The sequence below is a fragment of the Pseudomonas sp. FP818 genome (assembly GCF_030687335.1).
Lineage (GTDB): Bacteria > Pseudomonadota > Gammaproteobacteria > Pseudomonadales > Pseudomonadaceae > Aquipseudomonas > Aquipseudomonas shahriarae.
On record NZ_CP117427.1, the window covers coordinates 1,316,048 to 1,329,926 of the forward strand.

The following is a 13,879-nucleotide window of genomic DNA, read 5'->3' on the forward strand; positions in this document are numbered from 1 at the left end:
GCCGGGGCTCGACAGCTCCCACAGGGAGGAGCGTGTATCAGGATTTCGGTGGGTTGACCTTCTGCACCAGGTCATAGGCCCGCACTGTCGCCGGGCGTTCTTTGATCAGGTTGAACCAGCGATGCAGGTGGGGGAAGTCTTCCAGGCGCTGGCTCTGCCATTTATGGGACACGATCCACGGGTAGATCGCCATATCGGCAATGCTGTAGGTCTCGCCGGCAACGAAGCTGCGGTCCGCCAGGCGCCGGTCGAGCACGCCATAGAGGCGCGCGGTTTCATCGACGTAGCGTTTGATCGCGTAGGGGATTTTTTCCGGGGCGAACTGGCTGAAATGGTGATTCTGCCCGGCCATCGGACCCAGGCCGCCCATTTGCCAGAACAACCATTGCAGCACTTCCTGGCGACCGCGCAGGTCCTTGGGCAGGAACTGGCCGGTTTTTTCCGCGAGGTACAGCAGGATGGCTCCGGATTCGAACAGCGAAATCGGCGCGCCACCGTCGCTCGGGTGCTGGTCGACAATGGCAGGAATACGGTTGTTGGGAGCGATCTTCAGGAAGTCTGGCTTGAACTGGTCGCCCTGGCCAATGTTGATCGGGTGCACCTCGTAGGGCAGGCCTGCTTCTTCCAGGAACAACGAAATCTTGTGACCGTTGGGGGTGGTCCAGTAATACAGGTCGATCATGAAGCTCTCCAGGATTGGTGATGCTTGAACGGGCAGGACGCCCGCTGATGTGCCTGTAGGTATAGGTAGTGCTCAGCTACCGAAAATTCAATGAAATATTTGCGTCTAACGATAGAACTGTAGGAGCCGGCTTGCCGGCTCCTGCGGGACGCGTATCAGGCGCCGTGGCACTTCTTGAACTTCTTCTCGCTGCCGCATGGGCATGGATCGTTGCGGCCAACGTCCTTCAATGCGTTGCGCACCGGTTCCTGGTGGGCATGGCCGCAGTTCGGGCCGTGGACATGACCATGGTCGTGATCGTGGTGATCGTGATCGTGGTTGCAGTCAGGACCATGGACATGGGGTTGCTGAGTCATTGGTGTCGCTCCGGAATAAAATCGCCGGGGATTATCTCGCCATTGCGCATCACGTGCACGTCGTTACCGATGAATAATCCGGTTTTCAACTCACCTTCCAGGCGATAGGGGATGGGGCGGTGCGGATTTTTCAGCAGGTCGGCGATCTCCCGCACCTGTGGCCACAGGTTGGTGCGCACCGTGACCTTGAAAAATCCCCGGCCATGGGGCGGTATGGTCAGCCACTCGTTGGATTCGCCCTCGGTCAGCTCCACGTCAGCCAGGCTGATCTTATAGATCAGGCCGCGCACGGTGAGGTCCGAGTCGTCACGGTTATCCACGCGAAAGTGCAGCTTGAATTTCTGCTCCAGTAGCTTGGCCCGCACCAACTCGACCTTGACCAGGTGGATCTGTGGCGGCGGCGTGTCATCGGCGAACCAGGACGCACAGCCCGAGAGGCCAACGGTCAATACCATTAAACAGCTGTAGGTTCGTAATCGGCTGACCATGACGCAATCCCTTGTAGGAGCCGGCTTGCCGGCGATGGTCGTCAACGATGACGAGGGTTGTGTGGTTTAGCGCGGTGTCCGTGGTTTTACAGGTAACTGGAACAGCATTTCTTGAACTTCTGCCCACTGCCGCACAGGCAGGCATCATTACGCCCGGCCTTCACCTCCACCGTAGGATCAATAAAGTACCAACGCCCATCGTTCTGTACGAAAGACGACTGTTCGCGGTGGCTGTGTTCGCCGGTGCTGTCATGCCAGCGTGCGGTAAAAGTGACAAAGGCATGTTCCGGCTGCCCACCAAACACCTCGGAGCTTTCCACTTCCAGGCCGAGCCAGGTGCTTTGCGCGCTCCAGGCCCCGATGGCATCACGGTCGAGGCCGTTCTGTTGTGCCGGTAGCGTAGTGGCCACCAGATAATCCACCAGCCCCAGCACATAGGCGCTGTAGCGTGAGCGCATCAACGCGGTGGCGCACGGCGCGGGGTGGCCAGTGTGGTAATGGCCGCAACAGGCATCCAGCAGGTTGCCGCTGCCGCAAGGGCAAATGGATGTACTCATGGTTACCACCAATACTTTCCGAAATTTTCCGGGTTGGCCCAGAACCGGGCATTCAGCCAGTCCGGCACTTGTTTGTATTCAAGCAGATCGTAGGTAAACAGCGTCAGTACCTGATTGTCGCGGCAAAACTGCTCATTGGTCTGCAGGGCCAGGGAGAAAAAGTCGGTGTCCTTCCAGCCGCAGGCGGCAAGGTCGGCGAGAACGGCGATGCGGCTGGCATTGAGGTTGCGCACGCCGCCCAGCAGCTCCAGACCTGCACGTTTTGACAGGTGCTCCAGGCAATCGACCACCAGGGCCAGGTCAAATCGCTGGGCGGCCACCTCAGGTGGCAATGGCCCAGGCCCGGCGACGCAGACCACGGTGTCAGGGTGCGCCTGCTGGAATGCCTCCAGCGCCGGGAAGTGGCCGGCGCCCAACACCAGCAGGCGTTTGGGGGCTTGGCGATCAAGCAGGGCAGCGAGTGCTTGCTGCGGAGTACGGGAAGAATTGCCGGCGGTCATCGAAGATCCTCACATCAGAACCTTCAAGACTAGCCTGCTTGAGCGTGCGGGCCTAGAGCGGGCGCTCGCCTGTCGACCGGAAAAAGCGGCCTCGGCCAATGAATACGGGGGTATGGCCGGCTGGCGCAGATGAAAAGAGCGGTCTTTACTCCACCCATCGGCTTGCGGCCGATCCCCTCAGGAGAAATCAAATGAGCATCATGCGGACAGCTCTACCCTTGGTTCTGCTAACCGGAGTATTGACAGGTTGCGCAGGCTTGCAAAAAACCGACTGGCCCACCTGTGCCGCCCTCGGCGGCGTAACCGGGGCCGCGCTGGGCGCTACCGAAAGCTCTTCATGGGCTGGCGGTGGCGCATTGTTGATTGGCGGCATGGCCGGCGCCTATTGCTGGGTGCATGGCGACGGTGACGAAGACGCGGATGGCGTCCCGGACAGTCGCGACAAGTGCCCGGGCACCCCGAAGGGCGTGCAGGTGGATGCCAACGGCTGCCCGCCGGTACCTGAGGCGGTCGTCGTCGAGGAAGTGGTCGTGGTCCAGGAAGAGACCATCGTGATTCGTGATGTGCACTTCGAGTTCGATTCGGCCCGGCTGACGGCCGCCGACAAAACCAAGCTCGACACGGTTGCCACACGCCTGAAACAGGAAGCGCCGAGTGCGCAGTTGCGGGTCAGCGGGCACACCGACAGCGTCGGTAAAGATGCCTACAACCAGAAACTTTCGGAAAAACGCGCCCGTTCGGTGACCGAGTACCTGGTCAGCTCCGGCGTGCCCCGCAGTAACTTTGTGTCGGTGACGGGGGCTGGTGAGAGCCATCCGGTGGCCGACAACAAAACCGCCGACGGCCGCGCCCAGAACCGTCGCGTGGAAATTCAAATCAACCGCTAAGACATTTCTGATATGCCCCTGGGTGGTGCCAGGGGCATTTCTTACAGCTGTATCAGACGAATCTCGGCGATCTGGCCGCCAAGTCGCAGCCTTCTCAAGTTTTTTAATCCTTCACTGGCAAATCGCCTGTAGAACTCGTTACTGTGCGCCCAAAGAATAATGTGCAAGGGGGCGTAGGGCATGAAGCTGTTGCTAGGATTGGGGAAGTTGCTGGCGATGCTGTTCTGGACGGTTGTGCTGGTCAACCTGTTCAAACCGCTGACTAATCCATTTCATCTGTTGGTCAACCTGGTCGGCAGCCTGTTGTTGCTGGTCCATCTTCTGGAGTTGGTGTTATTCAACGCCAGCGTCAAACATCGTGCTCACCCCTGGCGTGACCGCCTGCTGATCCTGTTGCTGGGGATGTTCCATATAAAGGGCCTGCCTGCGCCTACGGCTAACCAAGACAACAAGGATGCCAATCATGCGTAAGGTTTTTCTCCTGGCCCTGCTGGTCAGCCCCATTGCCCTGGCCGAAAGCGTCAGTGTCGAGACCCACTCGCTGATGCGCTTGCCCAACAGCACCAGCGTGCTGCAGTTGGAGCGCCTGGAAGTGGCGGACTATGGCACCTTGTTGATTCCGGCCAATATCACCCAGGTCACTGTCGACGAACTGCACCTGGGCCGCGAAGCGCGGATTGCCATCGTGCCCAGCGCCTCGGCCCTGCAGTTGCAGGTGCGGCACGCGCAGTTGGAGCATGGCAGCCAAATCACCTCCCGTGGCGCGCCCGGCACCCATGAAAAACCGGCCCGGCCGGGGCGTGACCTGACCCTGCGGATCAATGGGTTGATTGCAGAAGAACTGTCCGTCGATGCCCGTGGTGGCACCGGTGCCCAGGGTTACAGCGGCCTGGATGGTGCCAATGGCGAAGACCCTGGTTGCACCTGGGGTTCGGCCGGACGTGGCGCCAATGGCGACAACGGCGGCGACGGGCTGCCGGGGGCTGCGGGGGCGGCGGTGCGCATCGAGTTGCCGCGGGATTATCCGAGTGAGCAGATCAAGGTCTGGGTCGAGGGTGGTGCGGGTGGTTTACCGGGTGTGGCCGGCAAGCCGGGCAAGGGCGGGGCGTCCAAGGGCTGTCTGGTGTACCGCGCCGACGGCGGCGAGAAAGGCCGGCCGGGTCTGGAAGGCCAGGCGGGGCCGGCGGGGCCTGCCGGTACGGTGACCATCCAGCGGCTTTGAGCTATCGGCACTGGTCCATCGCGGGCAAGCCCGCTCCCACATTTTTAAGGTATTCACAAATCAAAGTGTGGGAGCGGGCTTGCCCGCGATGAGGCACTGAGGAACAACCTCAGAACATCGGCCGAGCCGAAGCCACGCCCACCACCACCAACCCGACAATCAGATTGATCCCTACCAGCTTTCGGATTCTTCCCAGCACCTGCGCGCCCGTCGCCCAGTCTTCGGCCGCCACAGCCGTGCGCAGTTCAGGCAGTTGCAACGCCTGGATGCGGATAAACAGCGCGGTCATTACCACATACAAGCCCATCATCACTTGCACATAACGCGGCGCGGTTTCAAACCCGTTGAAGCGCAGTTGCAACAGGCCGACGCCACTGATCGGCAAGATCAGCACCGCGACCCAGACCCACACGAAAAAACGCTGAAACACATTCATCCACAATTTCAGCCGTGGAGGGCTGTCGAGCGCCGCCATTGCGGCCGGGCGCAGGATCATCCAGGCGAAAAACATACCGCCGACCCATACCAGGGCGGCCAATACATGCAGGGTGTAGGCAAGGCTAAACACGGTCATTGAGGTACTCCGTTCTGCGCGGGATTAATTAGCGGGGTATGATAGCGGCCGATCCGAACCACTGAAAATTTATCCAGCGTTTTTTGCGCCCGACTATCCATGATCAGCACTGAACTCAAAACCACGATCCAGGGCGCCTACTCGCGTTTTCTCGAAGCCAAGAGCTTGAAACCGCGCTACGGCCAGCGCCTGATGATCGCCGAAGTGGCCAAGGTCCTCGGGGATATCGACACCGACGACGAAGGCCGGCGCAGTGGCGACCCTGCGGTCGTGGCCGTCGAGGCCGGCACCGGTACCGGCAAGACTGTGGCCTACAGCCTGGCGGCGATTCCCACTGCCAAGGCCGCCGGCAAGCGCCTGGTGATTGCCACCGCCACCGTGGCCCTGCAAGAGCAGATCGTCTACAAAGACCTGCCGGATCTGATGCGCAACAGCGGCCTGAGCTTCACCTTCGCCCTGGCCAAGGGCCGTGGCCGCTATATGTGCCTGTCCAAGCTGGATGTGCTGTTGCAGGAAGGCCACGCGCAAACCGCCACGGCCTCGCTGTTCGAAGAAGAAGGCTTCAAGATCGAAGTCGATGAGGCCAGCCAGAAGCTGTTTACCAGCATGATCGAGAAGCTGGCCGGCAATAAGTGGGACGGCGACCGCGACAGCTGGCCCAACGCCCTTGAAGATGCCGACTGGGCGCGCCTGACTACCGATCATAGCCAGTGCACCAACCGGCACTGCCCCAACTTCGGCCAGTGCGCCTTCTACAAGGCCCGCGAAGGCATGGGCAAGGTCGACGTGATTGTCACCAACCACGACATGGTCCTGGCTGACCTGGCCCTGGGCGGCGGCGCCGTGCTGCCCGACCCGCGCGACACCCTCTACGTGTTCGACGAAGGCCATCACCTGCCCGACAAGGCCATCGGCCACTTTGCCCACTACACACGCCTGCGTTCCACCGCTGACTGGCTGGAAACCACCGCCAAGAACCTCACCAAGCTGCTGGCCCAGCATCCGCTGCCGGGCGACCTGGGCAAGTTGATCGAACAGGTGCCGGAGTTGGCGCGGGAGATCAAGACCCAGCAACAGTTCATGTTCAGCGCCTGCGAACAGGTGGCGGACTTCAAGCCCGGCGAAGACGTTGAAGGTCGCGAGCGGCCACGCCATCGCTTTGTCGGCGGGCTGATTCCCGAGCATATGCGCGAGATGGGCGTGGAGTTGAAGAAGGGCTTCTCACGCCTGACCGACCTGTTCACCCGCCTCACCGACCTGCTCAAGGAAGGCATGGACGGCGAGGTCAATATCGGCATCGCCAGCAACCAGGCCGAAGAGTGGTATCCGTTGTTTGGCAGCCTGTTGTCCCGTGCCCAGGGCAACTGGGAGTTGTGGACGGCCTTCACCGTTGAAGACCCGGAAGACAATCCACCCATGGCCCGCTGGCTGACGCTGTCGGAGAGCGGTGCGCTGTTCGATATCGAGGTCAACGCCAGCCCGATCCTTGCCGCAGAAATGCTCCGGCGCAACCTGTGGAATGTGGCCTACGGCGCCCTGGTGACCTCGGCCACCCTGACGGCCCTGGGCACCTTCGACCGCTTCCGCATGCGCGCCGGCCTGCCGAAAAAAGCCGTCACTGCCGTGGTCCCCAGCCCGTTCCATCACGCTGACGCTGGCGTGCTGCGGGTGCCGGACCTCAAGGCCGACCCACGGGATGCGCCGGCCCACACCGCGGCAATCATTCGTGACCTGCCGTCGCTGGTGGAAGGCTCCAAGGGCACCCTGGTGCTGTTCTCGTCGCGTAAACAGATGCAGGACGTGTTCGACGGCCTCGACCGCGACTGGCGCAAACAGGTGTTTATCCAGGGCAACCTGTCGAAACAGGAAACCCTGAACAAGCACAAGGCGCGGGTTGATGGCGGGGACTCCAGCGTGCTGTTCGGCCTGGCGAGCTTTGCCGAAGGTGTCGACCTGCCCGGTGCCTACTGCGAGCACGTGGTGATCGCCAAGATCCCGTTCTCGGTGCCGGATGATCCGGTCGAGGCTGCGCTGGCCGAGTGGATCGAAGCCCGGGGCGGTAATCCGTTCATGGAGATCTCGGTACCGGATGCCTCGTTGAAGCTGGTCCAGGCCTGTGGTCGCTTGCTGCGTACCGAAGAAGACCGGGGCACCATCACCTTGCTCGACCGCCGTCTGGTAACCCAGCGCTATGGCAAGGCGATCCTGAATGCCTTGCCGCCTTTCCGGCGCGAAATTTCTTAAGCCGCAGTGGGCGAATTCGCCCACTTCGTGGTCTATCTCATGTATGTCATCAGGCCATTCACCGGCCAATTGGGAGAACCTTGTTCGTATGATCCGCACGCTGCCTGCTCTTTTTGCCTTGTTGTTCGCTGCGCCATTGCTGGCCGCGCCGGCCGGGCAACAGACGCTGTTCAACTTTGTCCGGCCGGCCGATGTGGTCAAGGTGGCGACCCAGGACGCCAGCCTGCCGCAATACAACGCCGAACAGACCCCGGAAGGCGAGGTGTTGCGCCGCATCACCTTCAACCCGGCGGCGGAACCGAGCCTGGTGCTCAGCCCGCAGAGTGGCGTGTGGGACTGGTCGCAATCGAGTGCCATGAGCCTGCGTATCCAGAGTGCGATGGACTGGGCGCTGACCTTGTACGTCAAGGTGCAGAGCAGCGACGGCAAGACCCTGGTCAGCCGGATTGATTTGCCGGCGGGACCTGCGCAAACGCTGCTGGTGCCACTGCAAGCCAATTCGCCCTTGAGCCAGGGTATGAAAGCCGGGCCGCCGATGCCGATCACCGTGGACGGTCAGCGCGTGATGCTGGCCGGTAGCGCTGGCGAGCTCGACCGCAGCCAGGTGGTCTCGGTCACGCTGTCGATGATCCAGCCGGCTGCGCCGCAAAGTATCCTGCTGGAGCGCTTTGGCGTGCAGGACAGCGAGCCGGTGCTCAAGGCTGCCTACAGTGAGTTGGTGGATGCCTACGGGCAGTCCAACCGCGCGCGCTGGCCGGAAAAGGTCAGCAGCGACGAGCAGTTGAAAGCCGCGGCCGCCAAGGAGCAGCAACAGCTCAAGGGCTGGCTTGCGGAGCGTGACAAGGCGGGCCTGGACAAGTTTGGCGGCTGGACCAAGGGCCCGGCCTTTGACGCCAGCGGCTTCTTCCGTACCGAAAAGCGTGATGGGCGCTGGTACCTGGTGACACCCCTGGGGCATCCGTTCTACTCCCTGGGCGTCAACACGGTGACCCCGGACAACAGCCAGACCTATGTCGCCGGCCGCGAATGGATGTTTGGCGCGTTGCCCAAGGCGGGTGAGCCCTTCGACAAGTATTACGGCAGTGGCGACAACCGTGGCGGCAATGGCGCGGATGTAGGGCGTGGCTTCAATGTGGGGCGCTGGTACGACTTCTACGGCGCTAACCTGCAACGCACCTATGGCCAGGCGTGCGACCCGGCAGCCCAGGCCCAGCCCTGCACAGCCCAGGGGTTTGACCAGGCGCGCTGGGTTAGCCACACCCTGGACCGCCTGCAGGCCTGGGGTTTCAACACCGTCGGCAACTGGAGCGCCCCGCAACTGGTTGGCGCGGATCGCGTGCCTTACACCTTGCCGCTGTCGATCATTGGCGACTACACCAGTATCAGCACCGGTATCGACTGGTGGGGCGGCATGCCCGATCCCTTCGACCCGCGCTTTGCCATGGCCACCGAGCGGGCGGTCGCGATTGCCACCCGTGACCATCGCGACGACCCCTGGTTGATCGGCTTCTTTGCCGATAACGAACTGGCGTGGGCCGGTCCTGGCAACGATGCGAAATCCCGCTATGCCCTGGCCTACGGCACCCTGCGCATGACCACCGATGTGCCGGCCAAGCGTGCGTTCCTCAAGCAGCTGCGCGATAAATACCGTAACGAAGATGGCCTGTCCAAAGCCTGGGGTATTCAATTGGCGGGCTGGGAGTTGATGGAAGATCCAGGCTTCGAGCCGCCCGTTCCCAACCCCGAGCACCCGGAAATCGAAGCTGATTTCCAGTACTTCCAGAAGACCTTCGCTGATGCCTACTTCAAGACCATCTCCGATGCGCTGAAATGGCATGCGCCCAACCAGTTGCTGCTGGGTGGGCGCTATGCGGTCAGCACCCCGGAAGCCGTGGCGTCCTGCGCCCAGTACTGTGATGTACTGAGCTTCAATATGTACACCCTCAAGCCCCAGGACGGTTATGACTTCGCCGCCCTGCGCGGGCTGGACAAGCCGGTCCTGATCAGCGAGTTCAACTTCGGCTCGACCGACCGTGGCCCGTTCTGGGGCGGCTTGACGCCCTTGGCCAGGGAGGAGGCGCGTGGCCCGGCTTACGCGACGTTCCTCAAGCAGGCCATGGCCGAGCCGTCGATTGTTGGCGTGCACTGGTTCCAGTACCTCGACCAGCCGGTGACCGGGCGATTGCTGGACGGTGAAAATGGTCATTTCGGCCTGGTGGGGATCACCGATGTGCCCTTCCAGGGTTTTGTCGACAGTGTGCGTAAAAGCAACCTGGCGGCGATCCAGCAATTGGGCCGCAAAGCTGAAAAAGCCAAGGTCGCCCAGGCTGCCACGGGTTCCCAAAGCCAGTAATGGCTGGAACAATGAACGCCATTTAACGCAGGACTTTTCCGAGGGGGATGCAGGTGCAGATTCAGGGTCATTACGAGCTTCAATTCGAAGCAGTGCGCGAAGCCTTCGCCGCGCTGTTTGACGACCCTCAGGAGCGTGGTGCGGCGCTGTGTGTACAGATTGGCGGGCAAACCGTCCTCGATCTGTGGGCCGGCACTGCCGACAAGGACGGTGCCGAGGCCTGGCACAGCGACACCATCGCCAACCTGTTCTCCTGCACCAAGACCTTCACCGCCGTCACCGCGCTGCAACTGGTAGCCGAGGGCAAATTGCAGTTGGACGCCCCGGTTGCCAACTACTGGCCGGAGTTCGCTGCGGCAGGTAAACACAACATCACCCTGCGCCAACTGCTTTGCCATAAGGCCGGGCTGCCCGCGTTGCGTGACATATTGCCTGCCGAGGCCCTGTATGACTGGCCTTTGATGACTACCGCCCTGGCCGCCGAAACCCCCTGGTGGACACCCGGCGAAGGCCATGGCTATGCGGCCATCACTTATGGCTGGCTGGTCGGTGAACTGCTGCGCCGCGCCGATGGGCGTGGGCCGGGGGAGTCGATTGTGGCGCGGGTTGCCCGGCCACTGGGCCTGGACTTCCATGTCGGGTTGGCGGACGAGGAATTTTATCGTGTCGCCCACATTGCCCGGAGCAAAGGCAATATGGGGGATGCGGCAGCCCAACGGTTGTTACAGGTCACCCTGCGTGAGCCCGAAGCAATGACTACCCGGGCGTTTACCAATCCGCCTTCTATACTAACCAGCACTAACAAGCCTGAATGGCGCCGCATGCAGCAGCCTGCGGCAAATGGTCATGGCAATGCGCGCAGTTTGGCCGGGTTTTATAGTGGTTTGTTGGACGGAAGTTTGTTGGAAGCCGATATGCTTGAACAACTGACCCGCGAGCACAGTGTTGGGCCGGATAAAACCTTATTGACGCAAACCCGCTTTGGCCTGGGTTGCATGTTGGACCAGCCAGACGTGCCCAACGCGACGTTCGGCCTTGGCCCACGTGCATTTGGGCATCCTGGGGCCGGTGGTTCCGTGGGCTTTGCCGATCCGGAACATGATGTAGCATTTGGTTTTGTGACCAATACACTGGGGCCGCATGTACTTATGGACCCGCGCGCGCAAAAGTTGGTAAGAATATTGGCCGGTTGTCTGTAAATAGCTTGCTGTCTGGCGTTTTTTTGTTAAAAAGGCACCTACAAAAGACGCTGGAAAAGTATTGTTACTTTAAACTTCGTGAAGCGTCCGTTTAACGGGTCATTCAGACCCCTGTGTTTTCTCATTTTGTGGATATCTCATGTTATCGAACAAGTCCTTGGCTCTGGCGCTCTGCCTCACTATTACTGGCTGTGCACAAAACCCACAAAATGATGCGTCTGGCGAGCATTGGTGGTCATTCGGGTCCGACAAGGCGGCGGCCAAGGACGTTACCGCCAAGGCCGATGCCAAGGCGGCTGACGCCAAGGCTGATCTCAAGGCCGATCTGAAGGCGGCAACACCTGCTCCCGCTGCGGCGCCGGTAGTGGCCAAGGCTGAAAGCGACACCAAATGGTGGTGGCCGTTTGAAAGCAAGCCAAAACCCCTGAACAAAGTCGATGTGACCAACATCCCGATGCCAGACCCGAAAATCACCCAGGCCTGGTTGGATGACTACGAGCCACGCCTGCGCGCCGCGATCAAGGACAGCAACCTGCAACTGGAACGTCGCGACAACGTACTGGTGGTGATTGCCCCGGTCGATGGTTCGTACAACCCGAAGCGCCCGGCGATGTTGTTGCCGGTGACCCTGGGTCCGTTTACCCGTGTCGCCAAGGCCGTTGAAAAGGATCCGAAGACTGCCGTGCTGGTCCTGGGCCACATCGACACCGTGCAGAACCAGGCCCTGACCAAGGAGCGTGCCCAGTCCATTGCTTCGATCTTCAGCCTCAGCGGCCTGAAGCAGGACCGCCTGATGTTGCGTGGCATGGGCGACCTGATGCCCCGCGCCGCCAACGACAGCACCCAGGGCCGCGCTCTGAACCGTCGCATGGAAATCATGTTCACCCAGCGCACCACCATGCTGGCACTGCTGAGCAAGTACAACTCGCCAAACCCGCCGAAGCCTGAACTGGTAGCGGTACAGGACGTCGTTGCTCCTGCGCCGGTGGCCAAGAAAGCCGTGGCCGCGAAGAAAACCCCGGCCAAGAAGGCCGCCGCCAAGCCAGCCGCGAAAAAAGCCGCCGCCAAGCCGGCAGCCAAAAAGCCGGTGGCCGCCAAGGCAGCTGCACCTGCGAAAAAAGTAGCGGCAAACGACCAGGCGAAAAACTGAGCAGTTGAGCGAGAAGGATAAAGCCCCATGAACCAGGCATTGGCGGATATGCGCCGTGACTACACGCGGGACGGTTTGAGCGAGGCCCAGGCCCCGGACGAGCCGTTTGCCTTGTTCCACCAGTGGTTCAGCGATGCGGTCAAGACCGAGCAAGCGCCGGTGGAGGCCAACGCGATGACCCTGGCGACCGTGGACCAGGAGGGCCGGCCTCACTGCCGAGTCCTGCTGCTCAAGGGCCTGGATGCCCAGGGTTTTACCTTCTTTACCAACTACCAGAGCGCCAAGGGCCAGCAAATGGCAGCCCGCCCGTTTGCTGCCATGACCTTCTTCTGGCCGACCCTGGAGCGCCAGGTGCGCATCGAGGGGCGGGTGGTCAAGGTCACGCCTGAGGAATCGGATGCCTACTATCAGGTGCGACCCCTGGGCAGCCGCATCGGTGCCTGGGCTTCCCCGCAAAGCCAGGTGATCCGTGATCGCCAGCAATTGCAGGACTTGCTCACGCTGACCGAACAGCGCTTCAGCGATACCCAGCCGGCGTGCCCGGAGCACTGGGGGGGGTATCGCCTGCTGCCGGAACGCATCGAGTTCTGGCAGGGCCGGGCGAGCCGCTTGCACGACCGCTTGAACTATCGCTTGCAGGGTACCGACTGGACCCGCGAGCGCCTGGCGCCCTGAGTGCGCCTTTAAACACCTGTAATCCATATGGGCGCTGTGGCCTGGAGTCAGGTGTTCCTGCCGAAGTCTCTACTCCGGGGCTTGTGGTGTGTATTGCCGGGCTGCGTCCTGCAGCCATTGTGGTAAATCCTTACGCTTGACCTTCTCTGCCTTGGCGCGGTCCAACTGTTGCAGCATAAAGTTGCGCTTGCGCTGATCGTCTCCAGCCAGGGACAGCGCCAGGTCGCGATCTACCCAGCGCTTGATCCGCCGGTACAGCCACCAGTGGAAATACAGGCCGGCGGCGGTGGTCGCTACAATGATGAAGTAGTCCATGAAATTCCTTGTCTGGGTGTAGGTGCTACCGTTTGTCGGTTTTTGCGATACACCTGTCTGTACTGGGGCTGAATGAAAGCAATTTTCTCCGGGCCGTGCCGTGACAGGCGTCAAGCAGCGGAGTCTAATAAAGATATGTCCTTTGGAGTTGATGCTATGCGTAAGTCTGTTCTGCTGGTTGCCTGCTTTACCACCATGTCGTTGCTGCTGGGTGGCTGCGCCTCCAGTCTGACCGGCGACTCGTACTCCCGTGACGAAGCCCGTCGTGTGCAAAGCGTGCGCATGGGTACCATCGAATCCCTGCGTCCGGTCAAGATCGAAGGCACCAAGACCCCAATCGGCGGCGCAGCAGGCGCGGTCATCGGCGGTGTTGGCGGTAGCGCCATCGGTGGCGGTCGCGGCAGCATCGTGACTGCCGTTATCGGCGCCGTGGCGGGCGGCCTGCTGGGCTCGGCTACCGAAGAAGGCCTGACCCGTACCCAGGGCGTGGAAATCACCGTGCGCGAAGACGACGGCAGCATGCGCGCCTACGTCCAGGCGGTGCAGGAAAACGAAATCTTCCGCATCGGCGACCGTGTGCGCATCATGACTGTAGATGGGACCAGCCGCGTTACCCGCTAAGCGTCATACAGTAAAAGAAAAACCCCGACCGGGTGCCTGGTCGGGGTTTTTTTCGG

General features: G+C 61.3%; 16 protein-coding genes. 9 read left to right on the top strand and 7 right to left on the bottom strand.

Annotation, left to right across the window (positions count from 1 at the left end):
- Positions 1–37 precede the first annotated feature (37 nt).
- From PSH80_RS05845 to PSH80_RS05865, 5 genes are all read right to left on the bottom strand, one after another.
- On the bottom strand, positions 38–682 hold the full coding sequence (locus PSH80_RS05845) for a glutathione S-transferase N-terminal domain-containing protein (RefSeq protein ID WP_057439873.1): 645 nt from the start codon (positions 680–682) through the stop codon (positions 38–40).
- A 155-nt stretch (positions 683–837) separates the two neighbouring features.
- Positions 838–1,038: an SEC-C metal-binding domain-containing protein gene (locus PSH80_RS05850; protein ID WP_003189235.1), complete on the bottom strand. Its 201-nt coding sequence runs from the start codon at positions 1,036–1,038 to the stop codon at positions 838–840.
- A complete protein-coding gene (locus PSH80_RS05855; RefSeq protein WP_370693719.1) occupies positions 1,035–1,493 on the bottom strand; it encodes an LEA type 2 family protein in 459 nt (152 codons plus the stop codon). Before PSH80_RS05855 ends, PSH80_RS05850 begins: the two co-directional genes overlap by 4 nt.
- A 119-nt stretch (positions 1,494–1,612) precedes the next feature.
- On the bottom strand, positions 1,613–2,083 hold the full coding sequence (locus tag PSH80_RS05860) for a YchJ family protein (RefSeq protein WP_057439866.1): 471 nt from the start codon (positions 2,081–2,083) through the stop codon (positions 1,613–1,615).
- Between the two features lie 2 nt (positions 2,084–2,085).
- Positions 2,086–2,583, bottom strand: a complete 498-nt coding sequence (locus PSH80_RS05865; RefSeq protein WP_057439863.1) for a DUF6231 family protein — start codon at positions 2,581–2,583, stop codon at positions 2,086–2,088.
- Between the two features lie 191 nt (positions 2,584–2,774).
- Between PSH80_RS05865 and PSH80_RS05870 the strand changes: the two genes are divergently transcribed.
- From PSH80_RS05870 to PSH80_RS05880, 3 genes are all read left to right on the top strand, one after another.
- Positions 2,775–3,470, top strand: a complete 696-nt coding sequence (locus PSH80_RS05870) for an OmpA family protein (protein ID WP_120731974.1) — start codon at positions 2,775–2,777, stop codon at positions 3,468–3,470.
- Positions 3,471–3,650: 180 nt separating this feature from the next.
- Complete coding sequence (locus tag PSH80_RS05875) at positions 3,651–3,941, top strand: DUF1145 domain-containing protein (protein WP_220172754.1); 291 nt, start codon at positions 3,651–3,653, stop codon at positions 3,939–3,941.
- Entirely contained in the window at positions 3,934–4,692 is a 759-nt protein-coding gene (locus PSH80_RS05880) for a hypothetical protein (protein WP_057958715.1), read from the top strand. Before PSH80_RS05875 ends, PSH80_RS05880 begins: the two co-directional genes overlap by 8 nt.
- Before the next feature lie 109 nt (positions 4,693–4,801).
- Here PSH80_RS05880 and PSH80_RS05885 read toward each other — a convergent pair whose 3' ends face one another.
- Positions 4,802–5,266, bottom strand: a complete 465-nt coding sequence (locus PSH80_RS05885; protein WP_120731976.1) for a CopD family protein — start codon at positions 5,264–5,266, stop codon at positions 4,802–4,804.
- Between the two features lie 99 nt (positions 5,267–5,365).
- Between PSH80_RS05885 and dinG the strand changes: the two genes are divergently transcribed.
- From dinG to pdxH, 5 genes are all read left to right on the top strand, one after another.
- The gene (gene dinG / locus PSH80_RS05890) at positions 5,366–7,510 is read left to right on the top strand and encodes an ATP-dependent DNA helicase DinG (protein ID WP_032858113.1); all 2,145 of its coding nucleotides are present in this window, start codon (positions 5,366–5,368) and stop codon (positions 7,508–7,510) included.
- Positions 7,511–7,598: 88 nt separating this feature from the next.
- Positions 7,599–9,863, top strand: coding sequence for a beta-galactosidase (locus tag PSH80_RS05895; protein ID WP_115127547.1), 2,265 nt, complete (start codon positions 7,599–7,601; stop codon positions 9,861–9,863).
- A 53-nt stretch (positions 9,864–9,916) separates the two neighbouring features.
- Positions 9,917–11,062, top strand: a complete 1,146-nt coding sequence (locus PSH80_RS05900) for a serine hydrolase domain-containing protein (RefSeq protein ID WP_200660237.1) — start codon at positions 9,917–9,919, stop codon at positions 11,060–11,062.
- Between the two features lie 139 nt (positions 11,063–11,201).
- Positions 11,202–12,212 (top strand): OmpA family protein, encoded by a 1,011-nt coding sequence (locus PSH80_RS05905; RefSeq protein ID WP_128593659.1) that lies wholly within the window; start codon positions 11,202–11,204, stop codon positions 12,210–12,212.
- Positions 12,213–12,239: 27 nt separating this feature from the next.
- Positions 12,240–12,887, top strand: coding sequence for a pyridoxamine 5'-phosphate oxidase (gene pdxH, locus PSH80_RS05910; protein WP_057958718.1), 648 nt, complete (start codon positions 12,240–12,242; stop codon positions 12,885–12,887).
- A 69-nt stretch (positions 12,888–12,956) separates the two neighbouring features.
- Here the strand turns inward: pdxH and PSH80_RS05915 are convergent, their stop codons facing one another.
- Complete coding sequence (locus tag PSH80_RS05915) at positions 12,957–13,202, bottom strand: hypothetical protein (protein ID WP_057439854.1); 246 nt, start codon at positions 13,200–13,202, stop codon at positions 12,957–12,959.
- A 156-nt stretch (positions 13,203–13,358) separates the two neighbouring features.
- Between PSH80_RS05915 and PSH80_RS05920 the strand changes: the two genes are divergently transcribed.
- On the top strand, positions 13,359–13,823 hold the full coding sequence (locus PSH80_RS05920; protein ID WP_029297142.1) for a glycine zipper 2TM domain-containing protein: 465 nt from the start codon (positions 13,359–13,361) through the stop codon (positions 13,821–13,823).
- Positions 13,824–13,879 lie beyond the last annotated feature (56 nt).